This window comes from Pseudomonas sp. 20P_3.2_Bac5, from assembly GCF_025466035.1.
GTDB lineage: Bacteria > Pseudomonadota > Gammaproteobacteria > Pseudomonadales > Pseudomonadaceae > Aquipseudomonas.
The window spans coordinates 121,255-139,032 of the sequence record NZ_JANLOA010000061.1 but is presented as its reverse complement, the minus strand read 5'-3'; the positions used below and the strand labels follow the sequence as shown (position 1 = coordinate 139,032).

8 protein-coding genes are annotated in these 17,778 nt (G+C 62.7%); 4 read left to right on the top strand and 4 right to left on the bottom strand.

Annotation, left to right across the window (positions count from 1 at the left end; translation table 11 throughout):
- Nucleotides 1-41: 41 nt before the first annotated feature.
- From NTD88_RS10395 to NTD88_RS10385, 3 genes are all read left to right on the top strand, one after another.
- Nucleotides 42-2,342, top strand: a complete 2,301-nt coding sequence (locus NTD88_RS10395; RefSeq protein ID WP_262154944.1) for a fatty acid cis/trans isomerase — start codon at nucleotides 42-44, stop codon at nucleotides 2,340-2,342.
- Nucleotides 2,343-2,512: 170 nt separating this feature from the next.
- Nucleotides 2,513-3,097 carry a Fe-S biogenesis protein NfuA gene (gene nfuA, locus NTD88_RS10390; RefSeq protein ID WP_095155072.1) on the top strand — a complete coding sequence of 195 codons (585 nt, stop codon included), beginning with the start codon at nucleotides 2,513-2,515 and terminating at the stop codon, nucleotides 3,095-3,097.
- Between the two features lie 216 nt (nucleotides 3,098-3,313).
- Complete coding sequence (locus NTD88_RS10385; RefSeq protein ID WP_262154943.1) at nucleotides 3,314-3,772, top strand: hypothetical protein; 459 nt, start codon at nucleotides 3,314-3,316, stop codon at nucleotides 3,770-3,772.
- Here the strand turns inward: NTD88_RS10385 and NTD88_RS10380 are convergent.
- Both NTD88_RS10380 and NTD88_RS10375 read right to left on the bottom strand, forming a co-directional pair.
- Nucleotides 3,711-6,182, bottom strand: coding sequence for a TonB-dependent receptor plug domain-containing protein (locus tag NTD88_RS10380; protein ID WP_262154941.1), 2,472 nt, complete (start codon nucleotides 6,180-6,182; stop codon nucleotides 3,711-3,713). The two genes, NTD88_RS10385 and NTD88_RS10380, sit on opposite strands and share 62 nt — an antisense overlap.
- 62 nt (nucleotides 6,183-6,244) lie before the next feature.
- Nucleotides 6,245-8,479 (bottom strand): TonB-dependent receptor, encoded by a 2,235-nt coding sequence (locus NTD88_RS10375; RefSeq protein ID WP_262129326.1) that lies wholly within the window; start codon nucleotides 8,477-8,479, stop codon nucleotides 6,245-6,247.
- Between the two features lie 369 nt (nucleotides 8,480-8,848).
- Between NTD88_RS10375 and NTD88_RS10370 the strand changes: the two genes are divergently transcribed.
- The gene (locus tag NTD88_RS10370) at nucleotides 8,849-14,401 is read left to right on the top strand and encodes an RHS repeat-associated core domain-containing protein (protein WP_262154940.1); all 5,553 of its coding nucleotides are present in this window, start codon (nucleotides 8,849-8,851) and stop codon (nucleotides 14,399-14,401) included.
- 40 nt (nucleotides 14,402-14,441) lie between these two features.
- Here NTD88_RS10370 and paaZ read toward each other — a convergent pair whose 3' ends face one another.
- Together paaZ and NTD88_RS10360 are read right to left on the bottom strand one after the other, a co-directional pair.
- The gene (paaZ, locus tag NTD88_RS10365; RefSeq protein WP_262154939.1) at nucleotides 14,442-16,496 is read right to left on the bottom strand and encodes a phenylacetic acid degradation bifunctional protein PaaZ; all 2,055 of its coding nucleotides are present in this window, start codon (nucleotides 16,494-16,496) and stop codon (nucleotides 14,442-14,444) included.
- 33 nt (nucleotides 16,497-16,529) lie between these two features.
- Nucleotides 16,530-17,756: an OprD family porin gene (locus NTD88_RS10360; RefSeq protein WP_262154938.1), complete on the bottom strand. Its 1,227-nt coding sequence runs from the start codon at nucleotides 17,754-17,756 to the stop codon at nucleotides 16,530-16,532.
- Nucleotides 17,757-17,778: the final 22 nt, after the last annotated feature.

Sequence of the window (17,778 nt, the reverse complement as noted above, 5' to 3'; positions counted from 1 at the left end):
AGAATCGTGAAAAGCCTTTATGAAATCAGGACATACGGCACATGGTGCATCGCTTTCTTGCCGGCGCCTTCGCTCTGCTCATCAGTGGCGCGGCGCTCGGACAAGCCCCTCAGAACGCTCCGGCAATTTCCTACACCCGGGACATCCAACCGATTTTCACCGAGAAGTGCGTGGCCTGCCACGCCTGCAACGACGCGGCCTGCCAGCTCAACCTCGGCAGTGCCGAGGGCGCCAGTCGCGGCATGTCGAAAGTGCCTGTCTACCAAGGCGACCGCAGCCAGGCGGTCGCCCCGACCCGCTTGTTCTATGACGCCAGCGGCCCGGCCGCCTGGCAGCGCATGGGTTTCAGCTCGGTGCTGGATCGCCAGGGCAGCCAGGCCGCGTTGATGGCGCGGATGCTCGAACTCGGGCACACCACGCCGCTGACACCCAATGCCAAGTTGCCCGAGGACATCGTCCTGGGCTTGAACCGCAGCAACATGTGCCCGCTGCCCGGCGAATTCGACGCCTACGCCGGGGCGCACCCGAAGGAAGGCATGCCGCTGGCGGTGACCGGCCTGACCGAGGCCGAGTACCAGACCCTGCAACGCTGGCTGGCCCAGGGCGCGCCGGTTGAGCACAACCCGGTGCAGCCGAGCGCGACGGAAGCGGCGCAGGTCGCGGAATGGGAGGAACTGCTCAACCGTCCGGGTTCCACCGAGGCGCTGGTGGGGCGCTGGCTCTATGAGCACCTGTTCCTCGCGCACATTTACTTCGTCGGCGGCGAGCCGGGGCATTTCTTCCAGTGGGTGCGCTCGCGCACACCGAGCGGCCAGCCGGTCGACCTGATCGCCACGCGCCGCCCCAACGACCCGCCGGGCACCGATTTCTATTACCGGCTGATGCCCGTGCAGGGCGTGATCGTGCACAAGACCCACATCACCTACCCGATGGGGCCGCAGAAGCTCAAGCGGGTGAAACAGTTGTTCTACAGCGGTGACTGGCACGCCGCCTCGCTGCCGGGCTATGGCCCGCGGCACCGTTCCAATCCGTTCGAGACCTTCGAGGCGATTCCGGCGGTCGCGCGTTACCAGTTCATGCTGGATAACGCCGAATACTTCGTTCGCACCTTTATCCGCGGCCCGGTGTGCCGCGGACAGATCGCCACCGACGTGATCCGCGACAACTTCTGGGCGCTGTTCCAGGAGCCGGCCCACGACCGCTATATCACTGACGCGGTGTACCGTGCCGAAGCCACGCCATTGCTGGCCATGCCCGGCCAGATCGACGACGTTGGCAGCATTCTCAGCCTCTGGCACGCCTACCGCGACAAGCGCAACGAGTACGAAAGCCTGCGCCGCGACACCTACGCCGACATGCCGGCGCCGAGTTGGTCGAGCTTGTGGGCGGGCAATGACAACGCGCTGTTGACCATCTTCCGCCACTTCGACAGTGCGTCGGTGACCAAGGGCCTGATCGGCGACGTGCCGCTGACGATGTGGCTGTTCGACTACCCGCTGCTCGAGCGCACCTACTATCAGTTGGCGGTCAATTTCGATGTGTACGGCAACGTTTCGCACCAGGCCCAGACCCGCCTGTACTTCGACCTGATCCGCAACGGCGCGGAGGTCAACTTCCTGCGCCTGATGCCGGCCGACCAGCGTGGCGACATCCTCAGCAACTGGTATCAGAACAGTGGCAAGGTCAAGATGTGGATGGACTACGAGGAAATCGACACCAGCACGCCGACCGCGCTGAAACTCGATCCGCGCAACCCCACGCGTGATTTCGGCCTCAAGCTGATCGAGCGCGCCGGCAGCCTCAATGCTTCGCCTGATCCGATCAACCGCTGTACCGGCGCGTATTGCTCGCGGGACACCGTCAGCGAGGAATTCCGTGATGTCGAGCAGGCCCTGAGCCGGCTGGCATCGCGTCCGGCCGCGGGCTTGAAGGTGATTGGCCAGTTGCCCGAGGCGACGATGCTGCGTATCGAGGGGCAGGGCGGCAAACGGCAGGTCTACAGCATGTTGCGCAACCGTGCGCACAGTAACGTTGCCTTCATGCTGGGCGAGGCCTACCGCTATCAGCCGGGGCTGGACACCTTGACCATTTACCCGGGGGTGATGAGCAGTTACCCGAATTTCATGTTCAACGTGCCGGCCAGCGATGTGCCGGAGTTTGTCGAGGACATGGAAGCAGCGCGTGACGACACGGCGAAGTTCGAGCGGATCGTCATGCGCTGGGGCGTGCGCCGCAGTCACCCGCAGTTCTGGCAGTACTTCCATGACCTGAACAGCTACATCAAGGAGACCGATCCGGTCGAGTCCGGGGTTCTGGATATGAATCGGTACGAGAATCTTTGAAGCGACGAGCTTCAAGCCTTGAGCAACAAGAGAAAGCAGCGCCGCGGCGGGCTGCTTTTTCTTGCCGCTGGTAGCTTGCGGCTTGGTCCTTTCTTTCCCGACATAATTGCTAGGACTTTGTTCGTTGACGCGCTTGGCGTAAACTGCCGCCAAGTCTGTGAGGAAATTCCATGAGCGCTATAACTATTACCGACGCCGCGCACGATTACCTGGCCGATCTGCTGTCCAAGCAGAACACACCGGGGATCGGTATCCGAGTCTTCATCACCCAGCCCGGCACCCAATACGCCGAAACCTGCATTGCCTACTGCAAGCCGGGTGAAGAGAAGCCTGAAGACACCGCGTTGGGCCTGAAGAGCTTTACTGCCTACATCGATGCCGTCAGCGAGCCGTTCCTCGACGACGCCGTCGTCGACTACGCCACCGACCGCATGGGCGGCCAACTGACCATCAAGGCGCCGAACGCCAAGGTGCCGATGGTCAACGATGACAGCCCGGTCAACGAGCGCATCAACTATTACCTGCAAACCGAAATCAACCCGGGGCTGGCCAGCCACGGCGGTCAGGTCAGCCTGATCGAAGTGGTCGAGGACGGCATCGCCGTGCTGCAGTTCGGCGGCGGTTGCCAAGGTTGCGGCCAGGCCGACGTGACCCTCAAGGACGGCATCGAGCGCACCCTGCTCGAGCGCATCCCGGAGTTGAAAGGCGTTCGCGACGTGACTGACCACACGCAGAAAGAAAACGCTTACTACTAAGCACAGAAAACGGAGCCAGAGGGCTCCGTTTTTTTGTCTGGGGATTCTCTTTTCTCGGCATGCTATGCCCTTGTGGTGGCTTGCCAGCGATACGCCGCGCGCGAAGTGGAACGCTTACTACTGACCCCTGTCATAGTCTGGCAATATGACATCGCGGGACCGCCCCGCGATTCATTTCTAGCGCTGAATTTCAGCAGTTCCTCAGTCAGGGTCGACATGCAACCTCTCTATCTCAAAAAAATCGTCAACGCTTACATTCAGGAGTCGCCATTCCTCGACTCGCACTCACAACCGTCGTTCACCACCGTGCCGATGGCCCCAAAGATGGAAAGCTGGTGGGTTGGCGGAACGGTTGAGGTGACGCAGGACGTCCTGGTTTTCTCGGCCAACTTCGCCAACCGCCTGGTTCATGATCATCTCAACGAGGTGCATATCCCCACGGCGAATATGACCTCGATCGGATACGAGTTCGGCTGGCTCACCGGGATCGTGGTGGTGAGGCACCTCAATGGCGAGTTCCGCTTCCGCTGCTACGGCGCCAAAGGCGTGGTGGCCCAGTTGCATGAAGCGTTCATCGAGCCAAGGACCGCGACGCGCTCCCTGGCTCAGCCGGTCAAAAGTCGTAACTCACGCTGGAGTAGTAAAACGCCCCCTGGGCGCCTTCGGGAGAAGTGATCGAGTACTTCGGCACCCCGTACAACTGCGCGCCCTTGAGTTTGTCCGGGTGGCTGTCGAACAGGTTGATCGCGCCCACCGAGACTTTCAGCCCGAGGTCGAAGCGGTAGCTCAGGTCCAGGTCGGTCACCCATTGCGGGCTGAAGGTCTGGTCCAGTGCCGGGTTGCTGGCGTTGAGGTTTTTCCATTCGCCGTAACGCCGCTGGGTCAGGGTCAGGCCCCAGTTTTCGTACAGCCAGTTGGCGCTGAAGGTCAGTTTGTTCTCCGGGGTGCCGTGTTCGATCAGGCCTTGGGTGTTGCGCCCGACGATCTGGTCGCCACGAATGCCACCCACGTCCCGCAGGTCGGTGATCCGCGTGCGGGTCTTGGCGACGCCGGCGTTCAGGTCCAGGCGACCATAGGCGGCCAGGTCCAGTTGGTATTGGCCGCTCAGTTCGATGCCATCGGTGCGGGTGTCGGCGATGTTGGTGTAGAACGCCGCGCTCTGGATGTTGGCGTAGGGCGTGCCGGCGAAGATCGGCCCGACCACGTTGGCCGGCAACTGGTCGGAGAGGGTGATGCGGTTGTCGATGTCGATGCGGTAGGCATCCACGCTCAGCGATGCGTTGGTCAGCGGTCGCCAGACCAGCCCCAGGGAGTAGTTGGTGGACTCTTCCGGCTTCAACGCCCGGCCGCCGAGCAGTGCCGCTTCCGGGCTGTCGGCACGCAGGGTGCGCTGCTGCACTTCAACCCAGTTGCCGCTGCCCGCCGGCTGCTCGACCACTTGCACGCTGAACGATGACAAACCGCTCTGCACCAGCGATGGCGCGCGGTAGCCGCTGCTGATGCTGCCGCGCGCGGCGATCTGCGGGGTGAAGTCGTAGCGCAGCGACAGCTTGCCGTTGGTGGTGTCGCCGAAGTCCGAGTAGTGCTCGGAACGCACCGCCAGGCCGGCCTGGAATTTGTCGGTGATCTGCCCTTCGAAATCCAGATAAGCACCGAGGACCTTGCGCTCCAGCGAGGCGGCATCGACCTGGGTGATCCCCGAGTAATAGCCGGGAATGCGCCGTCCGGTGATCGGGTCGAGGGTATTGAACAGCGCGCCGTTCTGCCAGCCGGCGGCTTCGCCGGCGCTCAGGGCGTAATTTTCCTTGCGCCAGGCCAGGCCCGCGGAAACGGTCAGCGGCTTGGCCAGCAGGTCGGTGGGGAAGTCCCGCACCCAGTCCAGGGTCAGGTTGGTCTGCTCGTTTTCGCGTTCACCGGTGTAGATGTTGTACGGGCTGGCCGTGCCCCAGCTCGGGTTGATGGCATCGCGGTCGGTGGACTTGAGGGTGTCGTTGCCGTAGTTGGCCGCCAGGTCGAACTTGCCCAGTTGCTCGCTCTCGTAACGCACGCCGCCAGTCAGCGCGTAGTCCTCGAGGGCGTAGCGGGTGATCGGCAGGCGCCCGTCCGGGTAGCGCGACAGGGCCACGCTGCCGTAGTTGCTACGCAGGGTGGTGGGCGGGTCGAAGAAGCCTTCGGCGTCGGTGTTCTTGTGCGCGTAGGTGGCGAAGCCGTAGGCGGTCAGGCCGTCGCCGAGGCCGATTTCGCTGTTGGCGACGAGGTTGTATTGATCGGAAACCCCGCCCGAGCCCCAGTTCCAGGTGCGGTAGCGGTTGTTCTGCTCCCGCGGCGTGTTGATGCTGGTGCTGCCGGGATAAAAGATGCGGTTGTCCGGGCGGGTGTCGCTGGCCGGGTCCTGGTTGCCGGCGTCGAACGACAGGGTGAGGAAGCCGTCATTGGGCAGGGCAAAGCCTTTCCAGCCGCTGAGCTTGCGCTGCAGGCCGTCGCCCTTGTCGTAGCCGCCGAAGCGGTAGCCGATGTTGCCGCCGTCATCGTTTTCCTTGAGCACGATGTTGATCACCCCGGCGATGGCGTCCGAGCCGTACTGGGCGGCGGCGCCGTCGCGCAGGATTTCCACCCGCTGTACCGCGCTGAGCGGGATCAGGCTGAGGTCCACCGCCGCCGCGCCGCGGCCGTTGGCCAGGCTCTGGCGGGTAATGTTGGCGCTGCTGTGGCGGCGCTTGCCGTTGACCAGCACCAGCACCTGGTCCGAGGCCAGCCCGCGCAGCGAGGCGCCCTGGGCGATGGAGCCGGCGAAGGCACCCTGCGGCGATTGCGGGAAGCTGAAGGACGGCGACAGCGCGGTGAGTGCGCCGGACAAGTCCTTGGCGCCGGTTTCTTCGAGGCGCTCGGCGCTCAGCACATCCACCGGCGCGGCGCTTTCCAGCGCGGTGACGTCGCTGCGGCGAGTACCGACCACCACCACGGTGTCGAGTTTGTCACTCTTGGCGCCATTGCCGGTGGCGGGCTCCTGGGCCTGAACGACGGGCACGGCAAGGCTGCCGATGACCAGCGCGATGGCGCCGGCCAAGGGATCGAGACGGAACATGTGGGGCTACTCCTGTAACACGAAAGAGGTGCCGGCGGCGCGGGCCGCCGGCGAGGGCGGGATCAGAACCTGCTGGTGACGCTGAGGCCGACGGTGCGTGGGTCGCCGTAGGTGATGACGTATTGGCCGGCGGTGCCGTTGGGCCGGCCGTGGACCTGGTAGCGGCGGTCGGTGAGGTTGTTGACGAAGCCGGTGACGCTGAGTTTTTCGTCAGCGCTGAACCAGGTCAGGCGGCTGTTGACCAGGGTGTAGTGCGGCTGGTTGAGCGGTTCATCGGCGCTGCTCTGGCGGTCGGCGAGGAAGTATTCCTTGTCGCGGTAGCTGACATCGCCACCGGCCACGAGTTTGCCGGGAATGTCCAGCGGCAGGGTGTAGTCGGCGCCCAGCGAGACCACGTGGCGCGGCGAGCGGACGAAGCTGTTGCCGCTGTAGTCGGCGGTGACGGCGCCGGTGGTGGGGTTGGTGTTCTTGAAGTCGGTGTATTCGGTGTCGAGGAACGACAGCGCCGCGCGCAGGTGCAGGCGATCGGTGGGCTGGCCTTCGATCTCCAGTTCCGCGCCCTTGACCTTGCCCTTGGCGCCGTTGGTCAGCGCGGTGGTGAGGATGCCGCTGTTCACGGTCAGCAGGTTGACCTGGATGTCCTGGTAGTCGTAGTAGAAGACGTTGGCGTTGACCGTCAGGCGACGGTCGAACCACTCCGATTTCAGGCCCAGTTCGTAGGCGTCCAGTTCTTCCGGGTCCACCGTGGTCAACTGCGCCAGGCTGGTGGACAGGCCGGTGTTGAAACCACCGGAACGGAAGCCGTGGGCGTAGCGGAAGAACACCCGCAGGTTGTCGTTGATGCGGTATTCCGGGGTCAGGTCGTAGGTCCAGGCGTCCCAGCGTTTTTCTTCTTCCTGGTTGCCGTTGCTGCCGGCGGCGGTCAGCGGGATCAGCGGGCCGTTGGCAGTGGCGCGGGTCAACTGGGTCAGGTTGAGGTCGATGTCCTTTTTCTCGGTGGTCCAGCGCAGGCCGCCGGTGACGGTGAGGTTGTCGGTGAAGTCGTAGGCCAGGTTGCCGAACAGCGCGTAGCTGTCGGTGCGGTGGTCGTAGTTCAGGTCGCGGAAGCCCACGGCGCCGCCGGTCTGGTTGGAGCCGGTGCCGTTGGGCGTCGGGCCGGGGATCACGCGGCGCACGGCGCTGCTGTCGAGGGTTTCGTGGAAGTAGTGGGTGCCGAGCATCCAGCGCAGGGTTTCCTGCTGCGGCGAGGCCAGGCGGAACTCTTGCGAGTACTGGTCGTAGCGGTTGTCGCTGTCGGTGGCGCCGTTGACTTCGTAGGGAGTGTAGTCGGCGTCGGCGAGGGACTGGTTGCGCAGGTAGTCGTAGGCGGTGATCGAGGTGAGGGTGTAGTCGCCGAGGTTCCAGTTCAAGGTCAGCGAGGTGCCGCTGTGGTCGAGTTTGTAGTCTTCGTCGGTGTTCAACTCGATGCGCCGGCCTTCGGGGCGCTGGTAGCCGACGTTGTAATAACGCCCCAGCGGCAGCGAGCCGCTGCTGCCGTCGCCCTTGAACTCGCGGCTGTGGATCTTCAGCAGCGCTTCCAGGTCGTCGGTGACCTTGGCCAGGAACTGCACGCGCACGGCCTTCTTGTTGACGTCGCCGTAGGTCTGGTCGTTGGTCAGGTTGTGGGTGAAACCGTCGCGCTCCTCGGAGTACAGCGACACCCGGCCGGCCAGGCGGTCTTCCACCAGCGTGCCGCCGATGGCGCCGTTGAGGATGCGCTCATTCTTGCTACCGAAGCCGATGGTGCCGTAGCCGTCAGTCTCGAAGGTGGGTTTCTTGGAGATCACATTGACCGCGCCGGCGGTGGTGTTCTTGCCGTACAGGGTGCCTTGCGGGCCGCGCAGGATCTCGATGCGTTCCAGGTCGAACAGCGGACCGCCGCCAGCCACCGGGGCATTGAGGTAGACGTCGTCGGCGTAGATGCCCACCGGGTAGACGGTGGCGGCGCCGGTGTCGCCGGTGCCCAGGCCGCGGATGTACCAGCGCGGACGGCCGTCGCCATCCGGGTTCTTCGCCGAGGCGTTGGGAATGAAGGTGGTGATATCGCCCATGGCGCGAACGCCGTCGGCGACGATGTTGCTGCCCTGGACCGCGGAAACCGCCACCGGCACTTCCTGGAGGGTTTCCTCGCGGTGCTGGGCGGTGACCGTGACGGCCTTGAGTGACGTGGTGGTGGTGTCGTCTTCGGCGTGAGCGAACTGGCCGGCCAACAACAGACTGAGGCCGATGCCTTTAGTGATTGGATTGATCTGGAACATGCTGCTTCTCCCCGAGCGTTGCAGATGCAGGGATAGAGCAGGGTTTGTGCCAGTTTTATAAGGTGTTGATTTACATCAATAAAACGTGATTTTTCGGCGATGGCTGCTAGTTGGGCAGCAGGCGGTTGTGGAATGCCTGCTGCTCCAGCAGCAATCCGCTGTTGATTGCCGCGCATGGCGTGTTGACAGCCAGGCCCGTCGCCGTGTGGAGACGTTGGAAGTATTCCCGTGCGCTGTTATTTCGAAGGGTTATCGCGACCTGTCATTTTTATCAGTTGTTGCCGACGGCCTTCGAATCTAACGTCATCGTAAATGCTTGTTTATGGTGTGCTTAAAGCCGGGTGGTTATTACCACGCGAGGGAGACGTCATGTCCGATAAAAAGAAAGGCGCCGCTGTTATTCCCTCTATCCCGAAGGGCGCGGGTGCGGATCCTGCATCAGAAAGTTCTGAGCAGCCTCTGGCGGGTGGGGGGCTGGAAGTTCCTCGCAGTCACGTTATTTCCATTAATCCTGAAACCGGCCGTGGCGTGTTGAGTATTCCGGTAGGGCGTCTGTTTGCCGATGAGGGGGGGGAGGCAGGGTTTGATATTGATCTTTCCTGGGATCTGGGTAGCCCCGTATTAAAATTTTTCCCGGTGAGCAGGTTGTGGAGTTATTGGCCGCGCGACAGCACTACAGGGGCAGACTGCGAGTTTTCCTTGCGGTTATATGATGGGCGTACAGTCGATGCTAGGTTTCGTGATGAAGGGGTTCAGGTTGGCGCTGATTTTCTACTGGATGCGGTTATGTTATGCGCACGTCTGCAGGTGATAGGTCCTGAGTCGGTCGAAGAAGGTAAAAGTGAGTGTGTCGCTGTTTATCATAAAAATGGCGTCAATGAACTGTATAGTTATGAATTTCCGGAAGGAGAAGAAGGTAAGGGTGACTTCCTTGAAATTTCCGGGAATCTGCTATTAAGTCATTATGTATTGCCCTCAGGCCGGTCGTTGAGTTTTACGTGGGGCCACACGGGAAAACAGCCAACGCTGGTTTCTATTCAGGATGAAAAAAGATGCTTGCTGCGTGCGACATGGACGACAGCAAACGAGGGCCCCGAACTCGAAGGCCTGACGCTGTTCCCGGACAGTGAAGAAAAGGCGTCCTATCTGTTCTCTCGCGCAGGTAAGGTGTTGAGCATCGATGTCGATGGCGCAGGCGCATCGGCCAAGCAGCGCTACCGGCTTGAAAACGACAGTGAAGGCCGGCTCGCGACATTTACGCTGGAAAACCAGGTGACCCTCGTCCCTGAGAAAGAAGGCGACGAGGAGGGACTTGAGACTCGCTGTCACGTCGAATCACTGACGTACACCGACGGCAAAGTCAGCCAGCATTCGGTTGCATCCGGCGGAGGTTGCGCAGTCAGGGTCGAGCAATACACCTATGAGTGCGGCAAGACGTCGATTACTTGCACCCTGCGTGCGGAAAATACCGAGGCAGCGGAGAACAATAGTGTCGCCACCCGTGTTTATACGTTCGGAGACAATTTTTTTTCCGAGTCATCGCACTCCGGTGGCGTGGTTGTTACCACTGAGCAGACTGTTGAGATAGATGAGGTGCGCGGCGGCGCGGTTGTCAAAACGATAAAAACGCAGGGAGGCGCCATTGTTGATGAGTTGACCCTGGAATATGACGCGGGGTGCAACCTGATTACACGTATTCAAGGCGATACGGTGACGGAATGGACTTACTACAATAATTACCAGGCGTATAGCGTTTCCGAGCGTCGCGAAACTCAGCAAGATACAAGTTTTTTGGGGATTATTTTAAAACCATTCGAATACCTGAATCCTGTGGGCTGGGGTTTTGCGCTATTCGGTAACGGAGGGGTCACCTGGGGGACGATACTGACCTCGACGGTCACGATGTCAACCTCTGACAATAACTATGCCCAAAGCGCCTTTCAACTTCCCGTTGAAATCAACTATCCGGGCGATGTCAAAAACTTCGCCGCGCATGTCGAATCAGAACTGGTGTACCGCAAGAAAGGCGATAAGAAGCATGCCTTGAGCCTGACCTATTATGGCTACGAAGCCTTTAAACCGATGCCGGTGCCGGGTGGGCGCACCCACGCGGTTGTTCCTAAGCGCAAGTTGACGGTGCTCGCGCCACTGTATGACGACGTGGATGTATCGGCAGAGCAGTTGGCCGTTGCCAGAAAGGCCGCCAAGGCGGTGCTGGACCTGTTTGCCAGGGAACTCAAGGCCGCCACCGACAATAAGTTGAAGGAGAAACAGCAGGAGTCGCTGGACGAACTGAATACCAGTCTGGAGGTGCAAAGCAAAGCCAATGCCCGAGGGTTCAGGCTGCACACGCCGTGGCCGCAAGGGGCGATGCAGGTCGAGGATCTGGCCTACCACAATCAGGCCGGCAAACCCGGCTTCGGACTGCTCAAGTCCAGTGCCACCTATTTGCTGGGCGGCGACGGCAAGGAAATCGAAGGCTCCAGGGTTACCTCCGCGTTCGACTACAGCCTGGCTGCCGAGGACGCGCGCAAGGTGACGGTAAAAACCACGGTGGAAACCACCGATGCAATCACCCTCACCACAAGCCAGACCCGTTCGGTGCTGAGCGGGCGGCAGCTTGAGCAAGTCGATACCCGGGGCGTCGTCACTACGTTCAGCTATGACGAGCGTGGCCTGCTGAGCAAGGAAACGCTGACGCTGGACGGCAAGGTGCTGCGCGAGGTGGCGCATGCTTCCAGCCCGCTCAAGGGCAATCTGTGGCGCCATGAACGCCACGACACCGAGACTGGACAGGGCATCCGGACCGTGGTGGATGAGTTGGGCCGCGTGCGTGAGCACTGGGAGCAGGAGGGCGCGCTGTGGCTGTTGATGAACAGCTACAGCTATGACTCGGCGGGTCGTAGCGCCAGCCGGTGTGAGTACGACTACGACAGCCAGCATCAACGGCACAGCACCCAGCTCACCACGTGGGCGTACACCGACAGCGGCACGACGATCACCCAGGTGCTCAAGGATGCCAGCGACCAGGAAATCGACCGCCAGTCCCAACGGATGGTGATTACAGCCAATAGCGAGACGGTGATCTCCAACGGCTTCGAGGTGCAACGCCGGTTCGAACCGGACGCTGGCGTGCTGACCGAAACGTTCGGGGACGCGAGCAAGGCTCACTTCAAGATTCAAAGCACCGTGAATGACGCCGGCCAGTTGCTCTCGGCCCGATACCTCAAGGTCGCTGCGGATAAAAAGGAGACCGAGCGGGACAGCCTGGCGATCGCCTACAACTGGCAGGGGCTGGCCGAGACCATGACGCCTGCGTTCGGCGCTGCTTCCACGTACCGCTATGATCGCTTTGGCCGCCTGCTCGGCACCACCACCGGCGGTGTCGAGGTCGGTAACACCTATGCCGATGCGTCGCGCTTGCCCGTGGCAACGACCGGTTTTGTGAAAGAGGCCGACGACGAGGTTTTGCTGGGTAGCCAGACAGCCGATGGCCTGGGGCGGATTACCAGCCGGACAGTCAACGGCTTCAAGACAACGGTCACCTATGCAGGGACGAGCCGCTGGGCCACGCAGGGTGATGCAGACAAGCAGCCACAGGCGGACAAGCATTTCACCCGCACCCGCGACGTCACGGGCCTGGAACTCAGTGAAACCTACGACCAGGGATTCGGTGGTTACATCCACACCTCCCGCACCGTGCTCAGCCGGGGTGGCAGGCTGTTGACGTTCGAAGGGTTATCGGGCGGCGTGACTCACTACCAGTACGATGCCTGCGGCCGAGTGCTGGGGTCGACCAATGACAGTTGCGAGGCGCGGTTCGTGTACGCCGATAACGGTCTTCTGGCCAAGGAAACCATCAAGGCCCTGGCCGAGGGCGTCACCATGACGGTGACCTACGGCTACGACGAGATGGGCCTGGAGATCAGTCGCTCATTCGACTGCGAGGGCTTCGCGCCTCATGTGATTGAGCGGACCTTACTGGGCGATGGGCGCGTGCAGAAAAGCAGCCTGTCAATCAACAAGAAGGAACAGCGCAGCGATCAGTATGAATATGACGAACTCAAGCGCCTGGCATCGTGGTCGTGCACGGGTGAGGGGGTAGACACGGGTAATGACAGGCGTTACGTCAAGCAGGTTTTCAGCTACGACGCGTTCGGCAACGTAGTGTCGCGTCAGGACGATTACTATTTGACCGAGCACAAGCAGCGCCCTGACACGCTCGAAACGAGTACCACGACTTATCGCTACGACCCGCTGAAACCCGGGGTGCTGCTGAGCGTTGACGGGCATGGCATGCAAAACGATGACAGGGGCCGGGTGACCAATCGCTTCTGCCGTGAAATCACTTACCACGACAACGGCCAGGTCAAGCGCTACGCCTGTGAAGAAAGCCCTGAAGAGCCGATGCCTCGCAATGGCCTCAATCAGGATATGGAGCAAGCCTTCCTGTACGACGACCTTGGCCGAGTCCGTGGGGATGGACGCGATTATTATCATTATCGCGGCGATCGCATTTATGCCTGCACCGAACAAAATCTCGTCAACTTCAATCGCGACCACAGCGGGCGGCGGATGTTGGTGTTGCAAAACGACAGCCCCGGTTGCTGGATGCAGGAAGTCAGGGCCGCCAGTAGGGTCAATCCCGCCCAAGGCCTTTGCTTCGACACCTTCGAACTTCGCGACGCCGCCGGGACGGTATTCGCCAGCTTCAACCTGAAGCTCAAGACGATCACTTACCAGGCCTACACCCCTTATGGCGAGCGCAAGTCCAGCCGTGAGTCGTTCACTTGGCTGGGGTTCAAAGGTGAGCCGCAGAATGCGCTTGGGCTGTACCACCTTGGTAATGGCTACCGCCTCTATGACCCGCTTCTTCAGCGTTTCCAGGCGCCTGATGACTGGAGCCCGTTCGGCGAGGGCGGCCCGGCGGCCTATGTTTTCTGCAACGGCGACCCGGTGAATTACTGTGATCCGCAGGGTCATCAGCGGGTCGCCCAGTTCAGCCGCCTGGAGACCGCCCCGTGGATGTACAGCGCCGAATTCAACATTGCGACGAGTGTGCTGGGGGTGCTCGCGGCGCCGTTCACGGCAGGAGGATCGCTTGCCCTCGCCATCGGGCTGACCGGGCTTGCGGCCGTAACGGCCGCGTTCGATATCGCCTCGACGCTGCTCAAGGACAGCGATCCCGAGTTGTCGAAAATTTTCGGGTACGTCGGGATGGCGATGGGGGCAATGGATGCCGGTGGTGGGATCGCGGCCGCATTCGGCAATGCGCCGGGTGTGATAGGCAGGTCGGGCAACAGGGCAAGCGCTGCCTTCAGGAGTCCGCCCGGCGCTGTTCACAGGGCTGATGCGCTCAGCCTTGCGGGTCCAGTCCGAGGAGGCCAGCACAGGTCGCAGATAATGCTTGATGGGGTAGCAGGACATTACAAAGGCGGCGTGGTGAATTCGACCTATGAAATGTACGTGGGAGGGCAGGGATCAAAGACCCTGATGATCGATTCACACGGGTATCCGATCAAGGGCCGGTCGCTCCCGCCAGTGCCTGCCGAAATCCACTTCCGTTCGGGGGTGGGGACGCAGGCCGTCGACACGGGGACCAGTTGGCGTATGCGGGCGGGTCCTAGCAAGTACTCGTACCCGCGCGGTGCACCGGATATTGAAGACTATGTTTTGAGCCAGTTCGGGATCGACGGCTTGGGGCTGTCTCATACGCCCCGGAGTGACCTGATAAGTATTGCCCAAAGGCTGGACATCGATATCATCCGGCCGCTGGGGGACATGCGTTTGAGTGATCTGCTCAACGCGGTTCACGCCCGTGGTTTTCACTACGACAGAATCGTCGGCAATTTCTGCCGGGGAACGATTCCTCCGCATGGCTATTGGAAGGCCGTGCGCCGCAAGCTCGGGTTTTACTACTAGCTGTCGCTGCGAAGGGGCCGCACAGCGGCCCCTGGTTTGCTCAACCTTCGCGTTTCACCACCAACGTCAGAATGTCGTAACTCGCCACCAGCTCACCCAACTGGTTGGTCACTTCCACATCCCACGCCACCACCCCTTGCGGGATGCCCTGCGGGCTCTTCTTGCCCTGGTCGATCTTGCGCTTGCAGGTCAGGCGCGCCTGGATGGTGTCGCCGATGCCCACCGGGTTGATGAAGCGCAGGTTGTCCAGGCCGTAGTTGGCCAGCACCGGGCCGGGCGCGGGGCTGACGAACAGGCCCGCCGCGGCCGACAGCACGAAGTAGCCGTGGGCGATGCGCTTGCCGAACTGCGATTCGCGGGCGGCGATTTCGTCGAAGTGCATGTAGAAATGGTCGCCCGACAGGCAGCCGAAGTTCACCAGGTCAGCCTCGGTGACGGTGCGCCGGTGGGTCAGCAGCGACTCGCCGATGCGCAGGTCTTCGAAGTGGCGGCGGAACGGGTGCACGTCGGTTTCGATCACCTCGGCACCGCGCACGTATTCGCCGGTCACCGCCATCAGCATGCTCGGCGAGCCCTGTATCGCGGCGCGTTGCAGGTAGTGCTTGACCGCCCGCAGGCCGCCCAGCTCTTCGCCGCCACCGGCGCGGCCGGGGCCGCCGTGCTTGAGTTGCGGCAAGGGCGAGCCGTGGCCGGTGGATTCAGTGGCGGCTTCGCGGTCCAGCACCAGCAGCCGGCCATGCCAGGCCGCCGCCACCGGAATGGCCTTGGCCGCCACGGCACGGTCGGCGGTGACCAGGCTCGCCACCAGGCTGCCTTTGCCGCGCGCGGCGAGGTCGAGGGCTTCGTCGAGGTCGTTGTAGGTCATCAGGGTGCTGACCGGGCCGAACGCCTCGATATCGTGGGCGCCGCCTTCGGCGTGGGCATCCCGGGCCAGCAGCAGGGTCGGGGCGAAGAACGCACCGTTGGCGACGCCTTCGCCGCGCGGTTCGAAACCGTCACGGGCGCCGAACAGCAGGTCGCAGCTTTGCAGCAGTTGTTCTACCCGCTCGCCAACGTCGGCCTGCTGATCATGGGACGCCAGAGCGCCCATGCGCACGCCCTCTACCGACGGATCACCCACCACCACCTTGCTCAGGCGCTCGCGCAGGCGCGTGGCCACGGCATCCAGCTGCTTGGCCGGGACGATGGCGCGGCGGATGGCCGTGCATTTCTGCCCGGCCTTGGTGGTCATCTCGCGCACCACCTCCTTGATGTAGAGGTCGAATTCCTCGCTGTCCGGCGTGACATCCGGGCCGAGGATGGCGCAGTTCAGCGAATCGGCCTCGGCGGTGAAGGGCACCGAGTGGCGGATCAGGTTGGGGTTGACGCGCAGCTTCGCCGCGGTGTCGGCCGAGCCGGTGAAGGTCACCACGTCCTGGCCGTCGAGGCGGTCGAGCAGGTCGCCGGTGCTGCCGATCACCAGTTGCAGGGCGCCTTGCGGCAGCAGGCCGGATTCATCCATCAGGCGCACCACGGCTTCGGTCAGGTAGCTGGTGGCGGTGGCCGGTTTGATGATGCACGGCATGCCGGCGAGGAAGGTCGGCGCGAACTTCTCCAGCATCCCCCAGATCGGGAAGTTGAAGGCGTTGATGTGCACCGCGACGCCGGTGCGCGGCACCAGGATGTGGCTGCCGGCGAAGCGCCCCTGTTTGCCCAGCGGGATTGCCGGGCCTTCATGCACGAGGTTGCCCGACGGCAGTTCGCGGGCGCCGATGCCGGCATAGGAGAACAGCGTGGCGTTGCCGCCTTCGATGTCGATCCAGCTATCGGCGCGGGTCGCGCCGCTGTGGTGGGACAGGGCGTAGAGCTGTTCCTTGCGCTCGGCCAGGTACAACGCCAGGGCCTTGAGGCGCTGGGCGCGTTGCTGGAAATCCAGGCTCATCAGTGCCGCGCGACCGCGCCGGCGGGCGTGTTCGACGGCTTCGGCGAAGTCCGGGCGCTCCTCGTGGGCATGGGCCAGGACGTGGCCGTCCAGGGCGCTGCGCAGGGATTGCGCGCCGTGCTCGCCGATCCAGCGGCCGGCGATGAAGCTTTGCAAGGTAGGGGCAGCAGGCATGGTGTGTTCTCCGATTCTTTCAAGACGGCGCTGTTACCACAGCGCCAGGGTGTAGCCGACGATCAGGCGGTTCTCGTCCAGGGCATTGGTCAGGCCGTTGCCGGAACGGAAGGTGACGTTGCGCCAACGCAGGCTGACGTTCTTCAGCGGACCGCTCTGGATGACGTAGGCGAGGTCGGTATCGCGTTCGCGCTCGCGGCCGTTGTCGATGCCCGCCGCCTTGGCGTGGCGGCCATCGGTGTAGCGGGTCATGAAGGTCAGTCCGGGGACGCCGAGGGCGGCGAAGTCGTAGTCGTAGCGCGCCTGCCAGGAGTCCAGCCCGGCGCGGGTGAAGGTGTTGAAGGTGACCAGGTTGACGGTGTACGGGTCGCCGCCGTTGAGGAACGGGAAGGCACTGTCGCCGGACATCTGCTGGAAGGTGCCGCTGAATTTGTGCGCGCCCACCGCCAGGGTGAACATGCCGTTGAAGTTGCGGTTATCGATGCGGCCGGCGCGTTCGGCACCGTCGCCGCGGCTGTCGAAATAACGCAGGTCGCTGCGCAGGCTCAGGCCTTCGCCCAGCGGCTGGGTGTGCACCAGGCCGACGAACTGCTGGCGGTAGATCTCCTCCAGCTTGGCGTAGTAGTAGGTCACCGCCAGTTGCGGGTTGAAGGCGTAGGTGCCGCCGCCGAAGTCGAAGTGGTCGCTGCTGGCGGCGCCGTAGCCGATGTCGTCATTGCTCGACGAGTCGCGCAGGTTGGCCTTGGTCAGGCGACCGCCGTTGAGGGTCAGGCCGTCGAGTTCCTGGCTGGTCAGCAGGCCGCCCTTGAAGGTCGAGGCGAGCAGGCGGGTGTCGTTGTAGGTCACCACCGGCAACAGCGGTTGCAGGGTGCCGAGGCGCAGCACGCTTTTCGACAGGCGCACCTTGGCGGTCAGGGCCAGCTCGCTGTAATCGTCCGCCGGCTCCAGGCTGTTGCGACCGTAAGGCAGCAGGCCGGTGCCGCGGCGGTCGCGGCTGGAATCGAGCTTGATGCCCAGTTGGCCCATGGCATCGACACCGAAGCCCAGCGTGCCGTCGGTGAAGCCCGATTCCAGCTTGGCGGTGAAGCCCTGGGCCCATTCCTCGGCCTTGGCTTGCGGCGCGTTGTCCTGGCGGAAATCGCGATTGATGTAGTGGTTGCGCAGCTCGATTTTTGCGTGGCTGTCCTCGACGAAGCCGGCCATGGCCGGGGCGCAGGCGAGGGGCAGGGTGAGTCCTGCCAGAAGGCGAACAGGGTTCATTGTTGTTATTCCCGAGTCGTTT